Below are 20673 nucleotides of genomic sequence, written 5' to 3'. Positions count from 1 at the left end.
CGGGCACCCTCGGCCATCTGCGTTGTGCCGATGCTGCGGTCAGACATGTTGGCGTACAAAGCACTCCAACCGGCCTCCGCGGAGACCGCGACGAAAACGGATCCGAAATAGTCGGACAACTGATGACGTGCCTCATATCTCACGGGCATTGTGGCTCCCGTCACTATCAATGGCCTTCCGGAGTGCCGGCGGGCCGGTACCTCGATGGGAGAACACTATGGGAGCGAACACTATTCGGCGCGTCATCGGAAGCGTCAAGACGCTGTCGGCTGTGATGGGTGCGGCAGCGGCTGTAGCGATGGGTGCGATGTCCTTCACTCATGGAAGTGACGTCACCGGCAGCAATGTCGCGCGCAACGATGATGCGCCGGTGACCACGGTGACGCGGTCAACGGGTCCGAGGGAGCTGGCAACCCCATTTGCCCGGCCGACCCACACCGCCACACCGTGTCCCGCGAGAGCCACCATGCCGTGCTGACAAGCGGTCTATGAGCGTTTCAGCACGGCGGAACCTCGTTCTGTATGACGAGGCTACGGCTGTCCGTCGGGCGATACGGCAGTATTCTTCACTCCGATTCAGCAGTCGTTCCGTCGGCACGCTGATCGACAAGGCTGCAATCGCCCGGTGGTCACGTTGATAAATGCCTACGGCAACGCACGACTGGCCCGGGAAGGTCTCACCGTACTCCATCGCAACGCCGTCGCGTCGAGCGGAGATAAGCTGGGCCCGAAAGATATTCACGTCATCCACCGATTTCTCCGTGAATTTTGGCAATCCGCTTCGTTCGATCCGTTCTTCTACCGTCGGCCACGGTAGCTGCGCCATGAGCAGTTTTCCGAGTGCCGAAGTGTGACCGGAGATATGGACTGCGTCAGTGACTATCGGCTCGGTGCCGTCCGTTGACGCGTTTGCGATACAGACGACACCTTGGCCGTCCCATACACCGATGGTGACCACAGCTGACAGCTGGTGGGCGAGCACCGCCACGCGGCGATTCGCGTTTGCGTCAAGGCAGCTGGAACTCATGAGCCGACGACTGATGTGCAGAACGCGCCAGCCGAGTCGATAGCGGTCGCCTGAAGTCTGTTGCAGCATACCAATCGCTGCGAGACTGGCCATGATGTCGAAGGTCGTCGACTTCGGCAGCTGCAGTCTTGCGGCAACCGCCGTCACACCCCACTCAGGTGTCTCAGCCGTGAAGAGATCGAGCACCTTTCCCGCGCGGTCGATAGTGTTCAGCACGTATGCGGCCTCTCGTGCGAGGGGGCATTGGGTTTCCGTTGTCAGGAGTTCGGCGGGTGACCGGCCGAACGAGTGCGCATTCGATCGGAAAGGCTCAGAGCGGCGAGTTTGGCTAAGCACAGCCCGATCACACGTTCTCGTTCAGATTCGCCCATTGCCGGGGGTGGTGCTTCCCGGACGAGTGCCAGCACTCGACGATAGAAAGTCGCCGGTGCCATGCCGAACTCCGGCAGAATGTACTCATCACCGTGATCGAATGGTCCCCACCGCGCCACAAACGACACCATACGGCTGTCTTCAGTAGGCCAGTTGCCGCTCGTAGCTCGTGACAGTGGAGGCCTTGGGGTTGAGGGTTCGTTGATCATCGAAGATCCGCGTCGTCGAAGCCTCGTTCGAGTCGCTCACGCACCGTGGCGAGGTAGCGCGCGGCGTCGGCGCCGTCGATGATCCGATGGTCGTAGGACAACGAAAGATAGGCCATTGAACTGGTTTTGACCAGGAGGTTGCCAAGCTCGTCGCGTGCAGGTACGAGTCGTTCGACCACTGTGCCGACACCCAGGATGGCCGACTGGGGTTGGTTGATGATCGGGGTGTCGAACAGCGCACCGCGGCTGCCGGTGTTGGTGATGGTGAAGGTTCCTCCGGACAGATCGTCAGGTCGTATCGTGCCAGATCGCACCGCCAGGGCCGATGTCGCGATTGCCTCTGCCAAGTCGGCCAACGTCAGTGATTCGGCATTGCGGATCACCGGCACCATCAGGCCCTTGTCGCTGTCCACGGCGAGCCCGAGATGGACGGCACTGTGGTAGGTGACTTCGGTGCAGTCGGCGTTCAGTGAGGAGTTGATAACCGGATGTGCGGCAAGGCCTTCCACAGCAGCGCGGACGACGAACGGCAGATACGACAGCTTATGACCGGTTCGGACGTGGAATTCCGCCTTGTTGCGGTTGCGCACCGCTGCGACATTGGTCAGGTCGACTTCGATCACGGTCGTCAACTGCGCCGATGTCTGCAGTGATGTGAGCATGCGTTGGGCGATTGTGCGCCGGATCCTCGGGAGCTTTTCGACTCGGCCCGTTGGTTTTTCGGCTGGCTGGGGTGTCGGCACCGGCTCGGCAGCCGCCGGAACGTTCTCCGGCTCAGGAGGCCCGTCCTCGATGGAAGCTGGTGCGGCCGCACTGATCACCGCAATGACGGCGCCGACCTCGACCACGGCGTCCTCCGGCTCGATGATCTGAGCCAGGATCCCGGCTGCGGGCGAACAGACTTCGGTGTCGACCTTGTCGGTGGCAACTTCGAGCAGGGGTTCGTCGTGCTGGATCTCATCGCCTACTGCCTTGAGCCAGCGGGTGATGGTGGCCTCGGTCACCGCCTCGCCGAGTGCAGGTAGCTCGACGCTGGTAGTGCTTGTGGTGGTGGTCATTTCACGTTCCGTTCGGTCAGGTCGAGCGCTGCGCTGACAATGCTGTCGGTGTCGATGCCGTGATACCGGTAGACGTCATCGAGCGAGCCGACCTGTCCGAAGCGACTCACCCCGAGAGCGGCTCCCGTCACATTGTTGATACCGGTGAGGAACGCCAACGTATGCGGGTGCCCGTCGAGCACTGTCACCATGGGGGCGGCTCGATCGGCCGGGAAAACCTGATCGAGAATCCACGATGGGCTCTCGGAAAGTCCTCGGCGAGATTGCAATCCGTCGAACAGCAGTCCGGGGCTGGTCACGCATATGACGTCGGCGGCGATGCCTTGCTCGGCCAGTCTATCGGCGGCATGCAGGGCTTCGGTGATCATCGCTCCCATGCCGACCACAGTGACTTGGGGTGTGCCACCTGCGCGGCGCAGCAGGTATGCACCGGCGACAACGTGTTTTCTCCGGCGTTCCCGGGCGGCGGGATCGTTGGGAACCGACGCCAAAGTTTGATCCACAGGCCGTGTGGACAGCCGCACATACGACGAGGAGCCGTCCGGCCGCCCCAACCGGCCGATGCATGAGAGCAACGTCCATTCGACATCGATGGCGAATGCCGGCTCGTAGCTGATGCAGCCGGGTTGCTCGAGTCCGATCGATGGTGTCTTGATGGATTGATGCGCACCGCCCTCGGCTGCGAGTGACACCCCAGATGGCGTCCCGACCAGAATCGACTGCCCGCCCGCATAAATGCCGTAGGACCACGGCTCGAGAGCCCGCTCCACAAACGGGTCGTAGACCACACCGATCGGAAAGAGGGGCTGGCCCCATCGGCTCCACGTCGCGCCGAGCTCACCGATCAGGCCGACGAGATTGGTCTCCGCGATGCCGAGTTCCATGTGCTGTCCCGTCGGTTTCTCCCGCCAGTGCATGATCGTCTCCGGGTCGTCGTCGAACCAGTTCCGACGTTCATTCGGTGACCACACGCCGACCTTGTTGAGCCAACCCGCCAGGTTCGTCGTCGAACTGACGTCGGGGCTCACAGTGACCACGCGCTTGGCTGCGTCAGGAGCTTGACGGCTCAGGTCGAGCAGAACCCGGCCAAGCGCGGCCTGGGTCGACGACGTGCCTGACGGCGTCCGACCCGTATCGACGGGAACGGCCGGGGGAGTCGACAGCGCCACCGGCTCACGCCGCAGCCTTTCGGCAGCCTTGGTGCAGAGCTCTGCGGGTGCGCTACCGGTGTCGAAACGTGACCAAGGATTGTTCGGGTCCATTCCGAGTTCGGTGGCGAACTGCTCGTACTGCTCGATCGTGAGCAGTGACGAGTGGTTCTGGGGGTGGCCCTGGGTGGGCAGTCGGTGGCCTTTGATGGTGTAGGCGATGATCACCGTCGGCCGGGTGTCATCGATTTGGGCGTAGGCGGCTCGCAGTGCGCCCAGATCGTGACCGCCCAGATTGCGGATCGCGGCCAGCAACGCGTCGTCCTCGAGGTTGCTGATCAGTGTGGAGATCTCGTCGGCACCTATTCCGTTGCCGGGCAGCCTGTCCCGTAGTTCTTCGGCTGAGCAGCGCAGCAGACGTTGGTATTCGGGGTTGGGCATCTCCAGGATGCGGGTGCGCAGTGCCGGCCCACCGCTCTGTGCGAACAGCGACTCGAGCTGGGCGCCGAACTTCACATTGATCACTTGCCACCCGGCGGCCGAGAACATCGACTCCAGCCTTCCGGCCGCGATGTTGGGCACGACGCGGTCGAGTGACTGGCGGTTGAGGTCGACAATCCAGACGATCTCCCCGAGTTCGGTAACGGAGTTGTCCAAGATGGCTTCCCACACCGCCCCTTCGTCAAGTTCGGCGTCACCTACCAACGAGTACTGACGACCTTTGCCCGCCGCGCCGATTTGTGTGTCGACGTAACGGCGCGCGATCGTGCCCCAGATCGGGGCAGTCGCGCCAATTCCCACCGAACCGGTCGAATAGTCAACGGGATCAGGGTCTTTCGATCGACTTGGATAAGACTGCAGACCGCCGAATTCCCGCAACGTGGTCAGGTACTTCTGATCGAGTTCGCCCAGCAGATAGTTGATGCTGTGCAGTACGGGGGAAGCATGCGGCTTCACCGAAACCCGATCGCCCGGTTGGAGCTGTTCGAACCACAGCGATGTCATGATCGATGTCATAGAGGCACACGAGGCCTGATGGCCGCCCACCTTCAGGCCCGTCGGGTTGGGCCGAACACGGTTGGCGTGGTGGATGATCGATGTCGACAGCCACAGCACGCGGTCCTCGATTTCGCGGAGGGCGGCGTCTGCTGACGTGTCGGCGACATGAGTCCATGCATCGACTGATTGCGAGCGGTCCATCGGTGGCTTCCTTGCTTGCGAGTTCTGAGATTGTTCGACCGGCCTTCGCCGTGCTCAGGTCGTGAACACGGCGAAGACCCGTCGTGGTACGCGGGCTCGGGTGAGAGCACAGGCGCTGCGGGGCGGGCTGACATGGCCGTCGGAGCTCTAAGGGGTGCAGAACTCACTATTAAGTCGAGCATCGAACTACACTTTGGACAAGTTCGAGCCGCTAGATTGGGCATTTTGCTCAGATGGCGGTCGGTCCATCGGTTGGAGGTTGTCATTTTGTCCACGGAAACCAGGGTCGACGCCCTTGACGCTCGGATCCTCAAGGCGCTCAACACGGATCCCCGGGCCACGGTGATCGCGTTGGCCGACAAGACACAGTTGTCGCGAAATACCGTCCAGGCACGCATCAACAAACTGGAACAGCTCGGCGTGCTGCGCTCGTTCGAGCGGCGTATCGACCCAGCCACCCTGGGCTACCCGTTGACCGCGTTCATCCTGACCCGCGTCACGCAGCGCAAGCTAGCGGACATAGCCCAGGCGCTGGAACAGGTTCCCGAGGTGATCGAAGTACAAGGGCTTGCAGGCGCAACCGATCTGCTGATCCACGTGGTGGCCCGCGAGGCCGATGACCTCTACCGAGTAGCAGGCCAGATACTCGACATCGACGGCGTCGAGCAGACGAACACATCGCTGGTCATGCGCAAGCTCGTCGACTTCCGGCTGACGCCGCTTCTGGAGAAGCTCGCTGAGACAGAAAAATAGGTACGTCTGGCCGACGTTTGAGTGTTCGGTTTCTGCCAGGTGGCGGTCAATTTCTGCCAGTGGAATTAACCGTGTTGGGTGGGCTGTTGTGGGTGTCAGACCGGGTAGGAATCCCCCGAACCGGTGGAGGAGACATCCGAACCGCGACATCTGCCACGGCTCGAATCTGAGACAGAAGGGCTTTGCCATGAAGAAGTTTGGATTTGCCGGCGCCATCGTTACCGGTTTCGCTGCCGCTCTGGTTGGTTTGGCTGCGCCGGCCCAGGCCGATGTGACCCATCATCAGTGGGTGCATGACATTCAGCATCAGGCCACGGTCGGTGACATCACGCCGACGTTCGGCAACGGCCGCTGACACGCGACGACACAGAGGCGGGGCACCCTTGATCGGGTGCCCCGCCTTTGTTGATCAGGAGAGGGCCATGCCACGCAAAGAACGAAACCCTTGCAACGCAACCGGTTCAGCGAGTGCGCGACGAACCCTCGTTGCCGTCGCCAACCGAGGTAGTGCAGTATCACGGGGTGCGGTCTGCGATGAAATGTGTGGTGATTGGTGCCGGAGCGTGGGGTCTGCCCACTGCCGCCGAGCTGGTGAGGCGGGGCCATCGGGTCACGCTCGTCGACCGGTATGGGCCACTCAACGCGGAGTCGTCGTCGTCTGGCCCGACGCGGCTGTGGCGGATCGCCGACCCCGATCCGGTGCGGGTGCGCATGGCATTGCGGGGCATCGAGTCGATGGAGCGTCTGGCCGAGCGATCGCAGTCAACGGTGTTCCTGAAGCGCGGATTGCTTTGGCGTGATGACGAATCCCTGCCGGGCCTGGTCGCCATGATGCAGCGGTTCGACGTCGACCACACGGTCGTCGACGACGGTGACGTCGCGACGTTCTTTCCCGGTCTGCGGCCGGATGGGCGAGCCGCGGTCTGGCAGCCTGCGGCCGGGGTGGTTCTCGCCGAAGAATCGCTGCGGGCTCAGGAGCGGTTGTTTCTGGCAGGCGGGGGTATGGAGTCGTTCGGTCGCACGGTGACGAGCATCGATGCGGGTGGTCGCGGTGTCCGGGTGCAGTTCGACGATCACACCGCAGAGAACGCCGACGTGGTGGTGGTCGCGGCCGGCCCGGGAACGCCCCGATTGCTCGAGACGATCGGTGTGGATCTACCCCTGCATCCCTATCTCGAACAAACCGTGCACTTCGGTGATCCGGAAAACCCCACTGCGACAGACGATCACCCGTGCCTGTTCGACGGTCCGCGCGGTGACATACCGGGCATCTACGCCATGCCGTCTCCCGGTATCGGCTACAAGATCGGCCTCGACCTGCCGTTGCGGCCCTACGATGACGCAGACCTCGATCGCACACCGGATGTCATGCGCACGGCACTGCTGAGAGACCGCGTCGAGCGGGACTTGGCGTCGGTGAAGCCCACAGTGCTTGGCGCACATGTCTGTTCGTGGACCGATTCGCCCGACGGCAAGTTCGTCATCGACGCGTTGCCAGACGGCGTCGTACTCGCCTGTGGCGATTCCGGGGAGGGGTTCAAGTACTCGGCCCTCATGGGCGAGGTGCTGGCCGATCTGGCCGAGGGCCGAACCGCTGATCCCGACGTCGCGGCGATGTCGATGGCTCGCTTCGAAGCCGGGTTGCCGGTGCATACCGGCCCGCACGCCCTCGGTAGGCACTGACGCGGTAGGTGTTCGACGCGCGCGCGTTCGCGCGTTGACGTACATTTCTCGCACCACACGTCAGCCAGTCACCCGCTGACCTTTCGCCGGTTCGGCGCATTATTCACCTGGGCGTTCCGTGCTGCCCGTGAGACCCCCGTCACAACCCGCGCAAGCGTAGGGGTTGCGTCACAGCATGCAATCCCCTACGTTCAACGAACAACTTGTTTAGTGAGACAGAAACTCCGATCTACTCACACGAACGGACGTTCCATATCCATGCAATCTGAGCACGCGGATGCGGCCACGAAGCCCGCGGCGGCAGAGTCCGACCTGGGTGCCCGCATTCGGGAGTTCCGCCTGGCGCGCAAGCTGACCCTGCGTGACCTCGCCACGCGTGCGGCGACATCTCCCGGTTTCCTCAGCCAATTGGAACGCGGGCAGGTCAATGCCAGCGTGGGCACGTTGCGCCGGTTGTGTGAGGAACTCGGCGTCACGCTGCCCGACCTGTTCACCGACCATCACGCGAACGGCGCGCGCATTCTGCGCAAGCGGGACCGGCCCGAGATCCACGTCTCGGATACAAGCGCGAAATACCTTCTCTCCCAGAAGCCATTGCGCAATCTCGAGGTGTACGTCGCCGAGTTCGCGCCCGGAGGCACCGCCGGAGAGGCCTACGTTCACGACGACTCGCAGGAGATCTTGCTGGTCATCGCCGGCAGCATCGTGCTCGAGCTCGACGGCGTGATGCATCACCTGGAGGCCGGCGACAGCGCCGAATACCGGACATCTGTGCCGCACACCGTTCACAACCAAAGCAGGGAGCCTGCCGAACTGCTCTGGATCGTCAGCCCGCCCACAATATAAGGAGTTATCCGTGGCCGCTTTCTCACCACGCCGACACCTGCCACTGGCCGCCGCGTCGTTGTTCGTCACGACGGTCATCGCCGCCGGATGTACCCCGGCCGGGCCGGGCAGCGCCGCAGACGTTGATCTGGGCAGCGGTCCGCCGCAGGCTGGAACCGTGAAAGCCGATGCGCTGAAAGGCGTTACGCTCACCTTCGTCTCGTACGGCGGCATCTACCAAGACGGCCAGATGAAAGCCGCGGTCGATCCCTTCGCGCAGGAGTCCGGCGCCCGCATCCTTCAAGACGGGCCGACGGACAACTCGAAGATCAAGAGCCAGGTGGAGTCCGGAAACGTCACCTGGGACGTCATCGACTCGACCAACGTGTTCACCGCGCGCAACTGCGGCGACCTGTTCGTACCGATCGACACGAGCATCGTTGATGTCAGCAAGATTCCGGCTGGCGCCAAGACCGACGACTGTTCGGTGCCCGCCATGCAGTACGGGCTGATCGTCATCTACAACACCGAAAAGTACGGTGCCAACCCGCCGAAGAGCTGGGCCGATTTCTACGACACGGCCAAGTTCCCCGGAAAGCGCGCCGTGCAAGGGATTTCCGGCGAAGTAGACCCGGGCGTGTTCGAAGGCGCCTTGCTGGCCGACGGTGTCGCACCCGATCAGATGTATCCGCTCGACGTGGATCGCGCACTGCGCAAGATGTCGAGTATTCGCGACGACAGCGTGTTCTGGACCACTGGAGCTCAAGCCCAGCAGCTCGTCGAGTCGGGGCAGGTCGACATGGCCGTGCTGTGGAGTGGCCGCGCGTACGCGGCCGTGAAGAACGGCGCACCGTTCGCTCCGATGTGGAACCAGTGGATGCCCGAGGCAGACACCATCGCGGTGCCGAAGAATGCCAAGAACCCGAAGGCGTCCATGGCGCTCATCAACTTCTATCTCGGTGCCCAGCAGCAGGCGAAGCTCGCCGAGCTCACCTCGTACAGCCCGGTCAACGTCGACTCCAAGCCGCAACTCGACGATCTGGCCAAGTCGTATCTGACCACGACACCCGAACGGGAGAAGGACAAGTTCCCGATCGACCTGCCCTACTGGGCTGAGAACCACGACAAGCTCGTCACCGCATACACGGACTGGCTTGCCGGCTAACAGGATTCGACGCTATGACCGTAATCGATGCCTTGTCGGGACCGAGCACGTCCCGCCAAGCACCCGATGAACTGCCGGTCGGTGCCAAACGACGACGCGGCGGCACCCTCGGATTGCTTCTCCCCGCAGTGGTTCTCGTCCTCGGCTTGTTCGTCGTGCCACTCGGCATCATGCTGTGGCGAGCCCTCAGCGAACCCGAACTGGGTTTGGGCAATTTCGCGTGGTACCTGACCGATCCCGTGCAACGTGACGTGCTGGCCAGGACGTTCACCACGGGGCTGATCGTCACCATCGTCTGCCTGGTGATCGGGTATCCCTACGCGTACGCGATGGTCGCGTTCGGGCCCAAGGTGCGTGCGTTACTGACGATGCTCGTGCTGGTGCCGTTCTGGACGAGCCTCATGGTCCGAACGTTCTCGTGGGTGATCCTGTTGGCGGACAACGGCCCGGTGCACTCGGTGCTGACCGCGATCGGCCTGGGCGACGTGCATCTCATTCGCACCAACCTCGGTGTGGTGATCGGCATGAGCCAGATCTTGTTGCCGTTCATGGTGTTACCGCTCTACGCGGTGATGGCCGGTATCGATCGCCGGCTCGTCCTGGCTTCGTCGAGCCTGGGCGCGCGGCCCATCGTCTCGTTCCTGCGGGTGTGGGTACCGCTGACGCTTCCGGGCGTCGGCGCGGGTTGTCTGATGGTGTTCATCAGCAGTCTCGGCTTCTACGTGACCCCGGCGTTGTTGGGCTCGCCCGACAACGCGCTCATCAGTCAGCAGATCTACGCGCAGGTCAGCAGCTTGTTGCAGTGGGGTAAGGGCGGAGCGATGGGTGTGGTGCTGCTGGTCCTGACGTTCCTGGTGCTCGCGGTGCTCGCGTTGGCGCTGCGTCGGGCGAACCGGCAGGGGCTGCGAGCATGAACAGTCGACTGAACACCGTGTGGCGGACCCTTCTGTTGCTGTTCTGCGGCATTGTCGCGCTCTGGCTCGTCGCGCCGTCGCTCGTCGTGATCCCGCTGAGCTTCACCGATCGTCCGACGTTCACGTTCCCGCCCGAGGGCTGGTCGACGCAGTGGTACGCCAACTTCTTCTCCGATCCCTCCTGGATGGCGGCCCTGCAGGCGAGTATTCAGGTCGGCGTGCTGGTCGCCATCGTGGCGACGGTGTGCGGTACCGCAGCGGCCCTCGCGCTGAGTCGGACCCGCTTCTTCGGCCAGCAAGGCCTCAGGGCGCTCCTGCTGGCGCCGATGTTGGTGCCGGTCATCGTGATCGCGATCGGGCTCTACGCGTTGTTCCTGCGGCTGAACCTGCTCGGTACGACCTTCGGATTCGTTGTGGCGCACAGCGTTCTGGCCCTGCCGTTCGTCATCATCCCGGTGATGGCCAGCCTGCAAGGATTCGACCGGCGCCTGGAAGACGCCGCCGCGATCTGCGGGGCCGGGCGATGGACCGCGTTCCGTACCGTGACCTTGCCGCTCGTGGCGCCGGGCGTGTTGTCCGGGGCGGTGTTCGCTTTCGCCACCAGCTTCGACGAGGTCGTGCTGTCGCTGTTCATCCAAAGCCCATACCTGCAGACGTTGCCCGTGCGGATGTACTCGTCGGTGACTCGCGACACCGACCCGACCATCGCGGCCGCGGCAACGCTCATCCTTGCCCTCACGACCGTCGTCACGGTCCTTGCGAGCATCTATGCGACGAGGAGACGAAATGTCGGATGACCGCTCACCCCAGGGCGCTTCGATCACCATGCGTAATCTGACGAAGCGTTACGGGGACTTCACCGCGGTGGACTCCATCGATCTGGAGGCCCGCCCGGGAGAGTTCTTGACCCTGCTGGGGCCCAGTGGCTCCGGTAAGACGACGACGCTGAACATGATCGCGGGATTCGCCGACGTCACGTCGGGGGAGCTGCTCATCGACGGCCGTGCGGTCACGAATCTCCCGCCGTACAAACGGAATATCGGCATGGTGTTCCAGCACTATGCGCTGTTTCCGCACATGACAGTGGCGCAGAACGTCGAGTATCCCCTGCGGCAGCGCAAGATCGCCGCGGCCGAGCGGCGCACGCTGGTCGCACAAGCGCTGGAGATGGTCGGCCTCGGCCACCTCGGCAAGCGCAGGCCCAAGGAGCTGTCGGGTGGTCAACAGCAGCGCGTCGCGCTCGCCAGAGCGATGGTCTACAGCCCCCGTGTGCTGCTGATGGACGAACCGCTCGGCGCCCTCGACAAGAAGCTGCGTGACTCGTTGCAGCTGGAAATCAAGCGCATCCACTCAGATCTCGGCACGACGTTCGTCTACGTCACCCACGACCAGGACGAGGCGTTGATCCTCTCGGACCGCATCGCGGTGTTCAACAACGCGCGTATCGAACAGATCGGTTCTCCCACTGAGCTCTACGAGTACCCGAACACCCTGTTCGTGGCGCAGTTCCTCGGCGAGTCGTCACTGTTCCACGGGGTGTCCGATGGCGGCCGCGAGGCCGACTCCAACGGCCATCACCTCTCCGCGGTCCGTGGCCTCGAGCACGCCCGCGGTGCCGGTGTCGCCGTGGTGGTGCGGCCCGAACGGATCCGCATCGAGCCCGACGGCCCACGGCCTAGCTCGGTCAACGCGGTACCGGGCACCGTCGTGCAGCACATCTACCTCGGAAACTCCCGCAAGGTCGAGGTCCGTCTCGATGACGACACGATCGTGCTGGTGCGCGAAAGTGCCGGTGCCATCAGCTCCGCGAGTGCCGGTGACCGCATCTGGCTCACCTTCCACCCCGACGACGCCGCGATTCTCGCGTCCGGTGACCCGCAGCCGGCGGCGCCGAAGCAGGCCGCGACCGCGTCCCTCTGACGACCACGCATGACGAACAGGAGCACACCCATGCCCACCGGCGGCAGCACAGTCGGCGATCCGACGAAGTTCATCAACGGCGACGTGTCGTTCTGGTACCGCTCGATCGGCCTGCCGAAGCGGCGACCGGCGCTTCCGGGAGACCAGGAGGCCGACGTCTGCATCGTCGGCGCCGGTCTGACGGGTCTGTGGACTGCCTACTACCTCAAGCGAGAGCAGCCGGATCTCCGGATCATCCTGCTGGAGCGCGAATTCGCCGGCTTCGGCGCGTCCGGGCGCAACGGCGGATGGCTGTCGGCGGAGCTGGCCGGTAGTCGCGACGCCTACGCCTCGACCCATGGCCGCGAGGGCGTCGTCGACCTCATGCGGGCGATGCGGGGCGCGGTCGACGAGGTCATCTCGGTCGCCAAGGCCGAGGGTATCGACGCTGACATCGCCAAGGACGGGCTTCTGCACGTCGCCCGGACACGCGCGCAGCTGGGCCGCCTCTACGAGTCGGTGCGCTACGAACAGCAATGGGGCGCAGGGCCGGAGGATTTCGTCGCGTTGAGCCGCGACGAGATGGACGACCGGATCCGCGTCGCAGGCGCGTTGGGCGGAATGTTCAGTCCGCACTGCGCACGCGTGCAACCCGCGAAACTCGTGCTCGGTCTGGCCCGGGCCGTGGAAGCGGCCGGCGTCACGATCTATGAGGGCACCACGGTCACCGGGATCGAGCAGGGCCGCGCAATCACTGACCGTGGTGTCGTGCGCGCGCCGATCGTCCTGCGGTGCTTGGAAGGTTTCACGGCCACCCTCGAAGGACAGCGCCGTGATTGGCTTCCGATGAACTCGTCGATGATCGTCACCGCACCGCTGACGCCGGAAGCGGCTGACCAGATCGGTTGGCGCGGCGCCGAACTGCTCGGCGACTACGCACACGGCTACATGTACGCCCAGCGCACCGCTGACAATCGAATCGCGCTGGGCGGTCGCGGGATTCCGTACCGCTTCGGCTCGAAGACCGACACGAATGGGGCCACGCAACAGTGGACCATCAATGCGCTGACCGAGCTCATGCACGACATGTTCCCGGCGACGGCGTCGATTCCGATCGTGCACGCCTGGTGTGGTGTTCTCGGCGTGCCGCGAGACTGGACGGCCACCGTCGACCTCGACCCGGTGACGGGTCTGGGAACGGCAGGCGGCTATGTCGGTAGCGGCTTGACCACCACCAACCTTGCCGGGCGCACACTCGCCGACCTGGTCCTCAAACGCGACACACCCGTGACCCGGCTGCCGTGGGTCGGGCGCCGAGTGCGCCGGTGGGAGCCGGAGCCACTCAGATGGCTTGGCGTGCAGAGCATGTATGTGCTCTACCGGATGGCCGACCGTCGAGAAACTGAACGTGACCTGCCCAAGACCAGCCGGATCGCCCGGATCGCCAACATGATCACCGGTCGCTGACCACGGCGAGAATACGAAGGAGGGAACTGTGTCAGTCGATTTCAACGTCAGCCTGCGTCATGCCCCCGCGGAAGGGACCGATCTTCCCGCAGCGCAACCCAAGCCGACGAGCAAGAGCAACCAGATGGAGTCGTCGCTGGACCTGTGGGGCGACGGTGAGACCTCGGTCGGGATCTGGGAGTGCGGACCGGGCGAATTCACGGCCGACCGCAGCAAGGCGACCGAGGTGTGCCACATCGTGTCCGGGCACGGCACCGTCACCGGCGAAGATGGCTCATCCGCTGACATTGGCCCGGGGTCACTGCTCGTCCTACCCCGCGGATGGCGCGGTACGTGGGTTGTCCACGAGACGATCCGGAAGTCGTTCGTCTTGATCGACGCGTAGCAAGCGCGTTTTCTGCGAGGTCGGGCGTCAGGGTCGGGTCAGGTCCTCAAGCGTGAAGTCCAGTGCGAGAGGCTCTTCCGTTCGTACTCGGTCCTCGTCGAGGGATCCAACTCGGTGATAGGCGTCGCCCCGCAGAACGTGGGCGAGGAACCGCTCGTCCGGGTCGGTGTCGAGATCGACGATCCAGTAGTGCTCGATGCCGGCCTTCGCGTACTCGTAGGCCTTCATCACCCGGTCGGTTCGACGCGAACCGGGTGAAACGATCTCGACTACCAGAACGACGTCTGACGCGTCGATGCGGACCGGATTGCGATCTACCACACTGCGTTTGACCACAACCAAGTCGGGGTCGCGCACGGTTGGCGGGAAGCGCGCCTCGACCGTGACCTCGACTTCGAGCAGCACCGCCAGCGAAGCAGGCAGCGCCGCCCGGATCACTTGCGCAAGATTGAACGACACCACTTGATGAAGCGGACGCGGCCGCGGTGTCATGACGATGCCCCCCTCGACGAGCTCCCAGCGACGCGCCTCGTCCAGCTCAAGCGCATCCCACTCTTCGAGCGTCACCAGGTCACGCGGAAACTCGGCCAATCCTGCCACCGTGCACCTCCACATCCCTTCAGAGCAGGTTACGCCTGCTCACGGCTTCGCTCGAAACGAAGCATCCCAGCTGGCACCGACAAGAAACACCTACCTCCCGCTGGCACCCTGCCACACCGCGTCGAATGGCGTATTGCCGCTCACCCGGTCGACGATCCCGGCGGTGGTGAACTCTTTGGCCCGAGAGACGGCGTCGCCGACGTCGGTGCCCTTGGCGAGTTCGGCGGTGATGGCAGCCGCGAGTGTGCATCCCGCACCGGCGACGCGTGCGTGGCCGACCTTGGGCGCACGCAGGATTTCGGCGTCGCTGCCGTCGAAGAAGACATCGACGGCGTCGTCGCCGGGGAACTCGACTCCGCCTTTCACGACGACGTAACGCGGACCGAGGTCGGCGATGCGTCGAGCGGCTTCGACGAGATCATCGACCGTCGAGATCTCGTCCATACCGGCCAGCGTGCGAGCCTCGAACAGATTCGGCGTGGTGACAGTTGCGAGCGGCAGGATCTGCCGACGGAGCGCGGTGTCGGTGTCGAGGGCGGCGCCCGGTTCCTGGCCTTTGCAGATCAGGACGGGATCGACGACGACGTGCTGCCAGGACTGACCCGCGAGGGCCTGTGCGACGACGTCGATGGTGGCCGGCGTGCCCAACATGCCGATCTTGACGACATCGAGGTCGTAGGCGGATGTCGCCGCTTCGATCTGGTCGGCGATGACCTGCGGGTCGACGGGTACGAACCGGTGGCCCCAGTTCGCCTTGGGATCGAACGACACGATGCACGTCACGGTGCCCACGCCGTACGTACCGAGCTGCTGGAACGTCCGCAGGTCAGCTTGGAGTCCGGCACCGCCGGTAGCCTCGGATCCGGCGATGACATATGCCTGGTCAACCACGTCATCGAGCCTACGACACCGTTCAGCTGAGCCGTGTCGGCACAGCTAAGTGCCCGACAAAAAACGCAGCAACAGCGCATTGAGAAGGGCGGGCCGGTCGAGCGGGATGATGTGGCCGCAGTCGGCGATCACGTGCTCGGTGAGATCGTCGGCAAGGGGCCGCAGTTGACGTGCGAGCGCGTCGCCCACGGGATGTGAACCGATCGCAAGGGTCGGCACGGTCAGACGACTCTTCGCTGTCGCTGCGGCGATCTGGCGCGCGGTCGCCGGCATCGCGCGGTAGTGGGCGAAGGCGCTGCGGAGCGCGCCACGGCCCGTGTATGCATTCACGAAATGGCGATGGATGTCCGGCGGGACTCCACGCCCGAGGGTTCCGGCGGACAGAAACCAGCCGATGTAGGACGCTTCGTTGCCGGTCAGGACGGTCTCGGCAAGGTCCCGTGCCTGGTGGAAACCGAACCACCAGGGTGGTCCGCCGGCCAGGAAGTCCTCGGCGCCGGGCAATGTCCCCAGCACGGATTCCATCACGACGAGCCGCCTGACTCGGCTTGGGCGGCGCATCGCCAGGAGAAATGCCGGCGACGTGCCCAGATCAATTCCGACGACGTCGGCCTGCGGTTCGCCGAGCACGTCGAGCAGTCCCTCGGCGTCGGTTGCCAAGCTGGCGGCGTCGTAGCCGTCGACCGGGCGGGTACTCGCGCCCAACCCCCGAAGGTCGGGGGCGATGACGCGATGATGGCGGGCCAGCGCCGGAATGACGTCCGTCCAGAGCCGCCAGGTGTGGGGAAACCCGTGCAGCAATAGGATTGCCGGCCCTTCGTCGACGATCGCCGTGTTGGCGACGATGCCGTTCGTTTCGATCTGCTGCAAAGACCACTCAGTGATTGCCGGCACCAGCCCTCCATGTGGTTACCATTGGTTACCAGGTAACCGTAAGAAACGAGCGGGCTGCCGAGAAGACGGCACTTTGACGACAGGTGGTGAGCTTCAGGTGACCTCCCCAGCGACCCGGCAGGCGAAGCAGGCTCGCGGGGACCTGTTCGATCCCGACTGCCCGACGCGCCGCCTGCTCGATCGCATCGGCACCAAGTGGACGTCAATGGTGATCAAGGTCCTTGCCGATGCCGGTGACGGTGAAGTGAGATTCGCGGACTTACGGCGCCGAACTCCAGGGGTCTCGCAAAAGATGCTGTCGGTAACCCTGCAGAGCCTGACCCGCGACGGTTTGATCGCACGTCGCGTCGAACCGACCGTTCCGCCCAAAGTGCATTACCGCCTTACCGATTTGGGGCGCTCCCTCAACGTTCCACTGACCGCGCTGCGGGACTGGGCCGAAGCCCACATGGTCGAGATCGATCGAGCCAATGCCGTGCAATCAGCCGAGAGCACTCGAGGTGCGAACCGATCGACCTGATCTGGAACCGAAAGATCGACCCCGGCAAGGTGTTCGACATGACCCTGCCCCTACCGGAGGCGGCAGACGGCTACCGGGCGATGGACGAACGGCGGGCCGTGAAGGTGCTACTCACCACCTAGAGCGTCGGTCGGTATGGGCCGCGGCGGACCGAGCACCTCGTAAACACGTCGGCGTTCGTCTCCGCCGGGACCTTTGACCGAGTAGACGAGCCGGGCGAATCCAGCCCCGGTGTCCCACATCGTCGGGTGACGGACGTGCACCGCGTCGGCGTCGGACAGCGCCGGGTTGCTGACCACGATGTACCGAATTCCGAAATCCCACGGGCGATTCAACGCCGCGGTGAAGTCGTAGTCACTGGTGACGACGAATTGCTTGGGGTTGTCGGACGCGAGCCAGATGCCCCAGCCGAAGAACGTGTCCATCAGTACCGATCCGTCAGGCAGGTGCTTGCGGTCGAGAAACTCCGCGAGCAGGCGATCGTCGACGAGTTCTCTGCGATACCACTGTTGTTCGGCCGGGTACTTCTCCGGGTCGAGGAGCGACTTGAGCCCGAACTGCAACGGCTGATTGCCGATGTTCTCGTTCAGCATGGAAACCGTGGTCACGGGTATCGCGACGACGATCGACAGTGACAGCAATGCCGCACCGAACCGCAACCCGACGTCGCGCGCTGCACCCCATCCGGTGACTGCGATGACGATCACCATCGGGATCGCCGGGAGGTAGTACCGGAACAACCCGAAGGTGGTGCCCGAATAGTGGCCCCAGACAGCGAAAGTCAACACGGAACCGAACACCACCACCGGGACGAGGGCGTCGACCTTCCTGGCCAACACGGCCACGAGCGCGGCCAGGCCAACCGCGATGCCGACCAGTGGCTGCATCGCCAGGACCCGCGCGGCGACGAGCCACCCGTCTGCGGTACCGGAATGCGCGGTGCCACCGCGCGCCAGCGCCGCCGCTACCTGGCCCTCGTTGCCGTAGCGGGATGACAGTTGGGCGAACAGTTCGCCGCTGACGATCCACCCGGTGACGGCCCAGGTGACGAATGCCACGGCGATGGGAAACATGACGATGAGCACGCTGAGGATCGTCGTCTGGATGCGATCGGCTCGGTCGGCCCGTGTGAAGGCCACCACGGCGACCAGCACGGCGACACCGACTGCGGCCGGGATCATCTCGTAGCGGGCGAGATAGCCGACTCCCAATGCGATGCCGGCCCAGGCCAAATCGCTCACCCGTCGCGTATCGAGCCATCGCAGTAAGTATCTCGTGCACCACACGAGGCAGAAAATTTCTGCCGCCTCGCTCATCCCGGATCCGCCGTAGATGACGATGACCGGGTTGAGGGCGAATCCGCCGATGGCGGCCCAACGCCACCGGCTGGGCAGACCACGGTCGAGGGCGATTCGCCGCACCATCAGCGCCGCGCCGGCCATGAAGAGCGCGCTCTGAATCACGCCCGCCAGACCATGCGTCTTCAGTTCGGGCCACCAGGGGTGCAACGCCACCAGCGGGATCTCCACCAGACTGGGCAGGGGATTCCAGACAAACCCGATCGCCGACAGGTGGGGATCTCGGCTCATCACGGTGTAGCCCGCGTTCGCGACGCGACTCGGTGCGTCCGGGTCGAACAGGTTGTACCGCACGAGCAGGATCCGGCGACGGCGAAGTAGATCCCCGACAGTGCTGTGAAGATCGCCGCCGCCCGCCAACGCGGTGGCGACGACGTCTGCTCGGTCACGCCCGGGCGCGTCGGCGCCGAACGACCAGGACGGCGGTTGCCACGGCGACGATGAGGACCGCCGCGCCGGCACTCAGCGTTGCCCACCATTTCCAGGCGTCGTCGACATGCGGTTCGTACGGCATCGGACCGCCGGAACGCACAACGAGGTTCACGGTGTCGCCGTCGGCGCCGGTCGCCACGACATCGCCGGTCAATGACGCCCACCGGCGATCGAGTCCGCGGATGTAGTCGAAGCTGCGGTCCACCAGCGACCAATCGCCCATGGCGCTGATCGCCAGCACGCTGCGATCCTGAGCGGTGAACGCCTGGACGATGCCGAGCGGCCCTGCCAAATCGATATCGGTGGCAGGCTTTCCGTTGACCCCGACGGTCGTGCCTGCGCCGGGCAGGAGCGGTGGCGACATGCCCGCGTCACGCAATTGCTCGCCGTTGGCCACCGTGATCAGCGGCGTGCGCGAGGCGGCCGCGTCATCGAAGGTCACGAGACGCGGCAATAGCGCCACCGCAGACTGCTGTCCCATCAAGTTGATCGCCTGGGCCGCGTAGCGGATCTGGTCCGGACTGTCCACAGCCACGTCGACGTCGGGCGTGAACGCCATTGGCAGCACTGGGAATCCGCCCCGATTGTGTGTTCCCGGCGTGACGGTGAGCGTCGAGCGAGGGTCGAGCGCGAAGGTCATGCGGTCGGACAGCGGGGCGCATTCGTGGCGGGGAACATAACGCAGTTCCAGTCCGAGACCGATGTTCGAGGCCACGGCTTCGGCCGGGATGTCGGCGGTCAGATCGACCGTGCCGGAGCCGTCGAGTGACCGTGAGGCAAGAATCGTGGAGCCGGCCCGGATAAGCAGCGAGCCTTCACCTTCGGTGACCGGGGTGTAGTTGGCGAGTAGATGCAGCCGCGCGTGTTGGATTTGGCCCGTGCCGAACTCGCCGATGTCGAACCCGGTGTACAGGGTTGTGGTGCCCAAGACAGAAGCCTCACCGGCCACCCCGAGTTGAGCAAACGTCAGGGTGTTCGATGACTGCGGGCGGTCAGAGGTCGCCGAAACCACTGAGGCGGAATCGGATTGAGCCAGTTTCGCGCGGCGATCGGCGAACAGGTCGACCTGTCGCACCAGATCCTCGCCGTTGCCCGAGATCACCAATGCCGCCGCGGGGGTGCCGCCATTTTCCACTGACAGCCCGGGCTTGCCGCCGTCGCGAATCTCGATGACCCGGCTGGAACCGGCGCCCGGGTGGGCCGGGGTGCCCGACGTATCGACGTCCACCCGTACCGGTATCGGGCGGTACAGATCGGTGAGGCGTGCCACCAGATTGAGCGCCGCCTGTTGTTGAGACGGTGAGGGGTCCGCTCCGACCCGGACGTTGACGCGGTCCAGGTAGCCCGGCAGAAAGTCGGACACCGTTCTCGGGTTGGGTGACGCGCCCGAGTAGCTCGTGGACAGTTGGCTCAGCGTGATCGATGGCATCTGTGCGCAGCTGTTGGCAGGAGCGTCCGCGTTTCGCAGGACGAAGCTCAGCCGCGCCGTGTTGTCGGTGACTTCGGCCGCGGAGATGTCGACCGTGAAGGGTTCGCTCGCCAGCGCGGTGGGTGCGTTGATGGCGCCGAGGAAGGTACCCCGTGAGTCGAGCACATCGACACGCCCTTCGGCCGCGTCGACGACCGACCCGATCTGGCCACTCAGGGTTGTTGGTGTAACTCCTTGCGGGACAGGGACCTCCACGTAGTTTCGCTGGTTGTCCCCTAGGAGCACCAGTTCATCGGACAGCCCGAGCTGTCCCCAACCGACGGCCGGTGTGCTCGAAGGGTTGATCTGGTTCTGTAGCGGGTCGGCCGAAGCCGCGGGCGCAGCGAGTGTCCCGATGAGTATGGTCGGCACGGCGAGCAGTGCCAGCTTGCGCAGGCGGTTCAT

19 protein-coding genes and 1 pseudogene are annotated in these 20673 nt (G+C 64.4%); 12 read left to right on the top strand and 8 right to left on the bottom strand.

From position 1 onward, the window contains the following. Nucleotides 1-388 precede the first annotated feature (388 nt). The 3 genes from ACOI2T_RS33735 to ACOI2T_RS33725 all read right to left on the bottom strand — a co-directional run bounded on the left by ACOI2T_RS33735 (nucleotide 389) and on the right by ACOI2T_RS33725 (nucleotide 5014). Nucleotides 389-1243: an IclR family transcriptional regulator gene (locus tag ACOI2T_RS33735; RefSeq protein WP_409505216.1), complete on the bottom strand. Its 855-nt coding sequence runs from the start codon at nucleotides 1241-1243 to the stop codon at nucleotides 389-391. 361 nt (nucleotides 1244-1604) lie between these two features. Beyond that, nucleotides 1605-2666, bottom strand: a complete 1062-nt coding sequence (locus tag ACOI2T_RS33730; protein ID WP_409505215.1) for a 2-oxo acid dehydrogenase subunit E2 — start codon at nucleotides 2664-2666, stop codon at nucleotides 1605-1607. Then, complete coding sequence (locus ACOI2T_RS33725; RefSeq protein WP_409505214.1) at nucleotides 2663-5014, bottom strand: thiamine pyrophosphate-binding protein; 2352 nt, start codon at nucleotides 5012-5014, stop codon at nucleotides 2663-2665. The genes ACOI2T_RS33730 and ACOI2T_RS33725 overlap by 4 nt, the downstream gene beginning before the upstream one ends. Nucleotides 5015-5281: 267 nt before the next feature. Here ACOI2T_RS33725 and ACOI2T_RS33720 point away from each other — a divergent pair, with 267 nt between their 5' ends. The 10 genes from ACOI2T_RS33720 to ACOI2T_RS33675 all read left to right on the top strand — a co-directional run bounded on the left by ACOI2T_RS33720 (nucleotide 5282) and on the right by ACOI2T_RS33675 (nucleotide 14105). Then, nucleotides 5282-5767, top strand: coding sequence for an Lrp/AsnC family transcriptional regulator (locus ACOI2T_RS33720; RefSeq protein WP_409505213.1), 486 nt, complete (start codon nucleotides 5282-5284; stop codon nucleotides 5765-5767). A 187-nt stretch (nucleotides 5768-5954) separates the two neighbouring features. Further along, complete coding sequence (locus ACOI2T_RS33715) at nucleotides 5955-6122, top strand: hypothetical protein (RefSeq protein WP_165766040.1); 168 nt, start codon at nucleotides 5955-5957, stop codon at nucleotides 6120-6122. 191 nt (nucleotides 6123-6313) lie between these two features. Continuing rightward, nucleotides 6314-7450 (top strand): FAD-dependent oxidoreductase, encoded by a 1137-nt coding sequence (locus tag ACOI2T_RS33710; RefSeq protein WP_409505212.1) that lies wholly within the window; start codon nucleotides 6314-6316, stop codon nucleotides 7448-7450. 258 nt (nucleotides 7451-7708) lie between these two features. Beyond that, on the top strand, nucleotides 7709-8296 hold the full coding sequence (locus tag ACOI2T_RS33705) for a type II toxin-antitoxin system RelB family anti-toxin (protein WP_409505211.1): 588 nt from the start codon (nucleotides 7709-7711) through the stop codon (nucleotides 8294-8296). A 10-nt stretch (nucleotides 8297-8306) separates the two neighbouring features. After that, nucleotides 8307-9440, top strand: a complete 1134-nt coding sequence (locus ACOI2T_RS33700) for an ABC transporter substrate-binding protein (protein ID WP_409505210.1) — start codon at nucleotides 8307-8309, stop codon at nucleotides 9438-9440. Nucleotides 9441-9454: 14 nt separating this feature from the next. Continuing rightward, entirely contained in the window at nucleotides 9455-10354 is a 900-nt protein-coding gene (locus tag ACOI2T_RS33695; RefSeq protein ID WP_409505209.1) for an ABC transporter permease, read from the top strand. Continuing rightward, a complete protein-coding gene (locus ACOI2T_RS33690) occupies nucleotides 10351-11151 on the top strand; it encodes an ABC transporter permease (RefSeq protein ID WP_067857929.1) in 801 nt (266 codons plus the stop codon). The genes ACOI2T_RS33695 and ACOI2T_RS33690 overlap by 4 nt, the downstream gene beginning before the upstream one ends. Beyond that, on the top strand, nucleotides 11141-12274 hold the full coding sequence (locus ACOI2T_RS33685) for an ABC transporter ATP-binding protein (protein WP_409505208.1): 1134 nt from the start codon (nucleotides 11141-11143) through the stop codon (nucleotides 12272-12274). Before ACOI2T_RS33690 ends, ACOI2T_RS33685 begins: the two co-directional genes overlap by 11 nt. A gap of 30 nt (nucleotides 12275-12304) precedes the next feature. Beyond that, entirely contained in the window at nucleotides 12305-13720 is a 1416-nt protein-coding gene (locus tag ACOI2T_RS33680) for an NAD(P)/FAD-dependent oxidoreductase (protein ID WP_409505269.1), read from the top strand. Nucleotides 13721-13748: 28 nt separating this feature from the next. Next, nucleotides 13749-14105 carry a cupin domain-containing protein gene (locus tag ACOI2T_RS33675; protein ID WP_234791022.1) on the top strand — a complete coding sequence of 119 codons (357 nt, stop codon included), beginning with the start codon at nucleotides 13749-13751 and terminating at the stop codon, nucleotides 14103-14105. A gap of 27 nt (nucleotides 14106-14132) precedes the next feature. Here the strand turns inward: ACOI2T_RS33675 and ACOI2T_RS33670 are convergent, their stop codons facing one another. From ACOI2T_RS33670 to ACOI2T_RS33660, 3 genes are all read right to left on the bottom strand, one after another. After that, nucleotides 14133-14705, bottom strand: a complete 573-nt coding sequence (locus ACOI2T_RS33670) for a Uma2 family endonuclease (protein WP_067857920.1) — start codon at nucleotides 14703-14705, stop codon at nucleotides 14133-14135. A gap of 90 nt (nucleotides 14706-14795) precedes the next feature. Continuing rightward, nucleotides 14796-15596, bottom strand: coding sequence for a bifunctional hydroxymethylpyrimidine kinase/phosphomethylpyrimidine kinase (gene thiD / locus ACOI2T_RS33665; RefSeq protein WP_409505207.1), 801 nt, complete (start codon nucleotides 15594-15596; stop codon nucleotides 14796-14798). A gap of 45 nt (nucleotides 15597-15641) precedes the next feature. Beyond that, nucleotides 15642-16490, bottom strand: a complete 849-nt coding sequence (locus ACOI2T_RS33660; RefSeq protein WP_409505206.1) for an alpha/beta fold hydrolase — start codon at nucleotides 16488-16490, stop codon at nucleotides 15642-15644. Nucleotides 16491-16587: 97 nt separating this feature from the next. Here ACOI2T_RS33660 and ACOI2T_RS33655 point away from each other — a divergent pair, with 97 nt between their 5' ends. Beyond that, nucleotides 16588-17010 carry a winged helix-turn-helix transcriptional regulator gene (locus tag ACOI2T_RS33655; protein WP_067857912.1) on the top strand — a complete coding sequence of 141 codons (423 nt, stop codon included), beginning with the start codon at nucleotides 16588-16590 and terminating at the stop codon, nucleotides 17008-17010. Next, nucleotides 16995-17132 (top strand): annotated as a pseudogene (locus ACOI2T_RS33650) (IMP dehydrogenase); the annotation flags it as partial. The gene ACOI2T_RS33655 and the pseudogene ACOI2T_RS33650, both read left to right, overlap by 16 nt. Here the strand turns inward: ACOI2T_RS33650 and ACOI2T_RS33645 are convergent. Beyond that, nucleotides 17118-18830: a glycosyltransferase family protein gene (locus tag ACOI2T_RS33645; RefSeq protein ID WP_409505205.1), complete on the bottom strand. Its 1713-nt coding sequence runs from the start codon at nucleotides 18828-18830 to the stop codon at nucleotides 17118-17120. The pseudogene ACOI2T_RS33650 and the gene ACOI2T_RS33645 sit on opposite strands and share 15 nt — an antisense overlap. Then, the gene (locus ACOI2T_RS33640) at nucleotides 18754-20673 is read right to left on the bottom strand and encodes a cellulose biosynthesis cyclic di-GMP-binding regulatory protein BcsB (RefSeq protein WP_409505204.1); all 1920 of its coding nucleotides are present in this window, start codon (nucleotides 20671-20673) and stop codon (nucleotides 18754-18756) included. The genes ACOI2T_RS33645 and ACOI2T_RS33640 overlap by 77 nt, the downstream gene beginning before the upstream one ends.

The organism is Mycolicibacterium wolinskyi str. Jessa 2025 (assembly GCF_049241375.1).
GTDB classification, from domain to species: domain Bacteria; phylum Actinomycetota; class Actinomycetes; order Mycobacteriales; family Mycobacteriaceae; genus Mycobacterium; species Mycobacterium wolinskyi.
The sequence above is the reverse complement of the archived record's forward strand: the minus strand, read 5'-3'. Positions and strand labels throughout refer to the sequence as shown.

Excerpts from the sequence above, each read along its gene's own strand:
- ACOI2T_RS33685 (WP_409505208.1), top strand. The coding sequence starts at position 11,141 with ATGTCGGATGACCGCTCACCCCAGGGCGCTTCGATCACCATGCGTAAT.
- ACOI2T_RS33705 (WP_409505211.1), top strand. The coding sequence starts at position 7,709 with ATGCAATCTGAGCACGCGGATGCGGCCACGAAGCCCGCGGCGGCAGAG.
- ACOI2T_RS33640 (WP_409505204.1), bottom strand. The coding sequence starts at position 20,673 with ATGAACCGCCTGCGCAAGCTGGCACTGCTCGCCGTGCCGACCATACTC.
- ACOI2T_RS33680 (WP_409505269.1), top strand. The coding sequence starts at position 12,305 with ATGCCCACCGGCGGCAGCACAGTCGGCGATCCGACGAAGTTCATCAAC.
- ACOI2T_RS33690 (WP_067857929.1), top strand. The coding sequence starts at position 10,351 with ATGAACAGTCGACTGAACACCGTGTGGCGGACCCTTCTGTTGCTGTTC.
- ACOI2T_RS33695 (WP_409505209.1), top strand. The coding sequence starts at position 9,455 with ATGACCGTAATCGATGCCTTGTCGGGACCGAGCACGTCCCGCCAAGCA.
- ACOI2T_RS33725 (WP_409505214.1), bottom strand. The coding sequence starts at position 5,014 with ATGGACCGCTCGCAATCAGTCGATGCATGGACTCATGTCGCCGACACG.
- ACOI2T_RS33730 (WP_409505215.1), bottom strand. The coding sequence starts at position 2,666 with ATGACCACCACCACAAGCACTACCAGCGTCGAGCTACCTGCACTCGGC.
- ACOI2T_RS33715 (WP_165766040.1), top strand. The coding sequence starts at position 5,955 with ATGAAGAAGTTTGGATTTGCCGGCGCCATCGTTACCGGTTTCGCTGCC.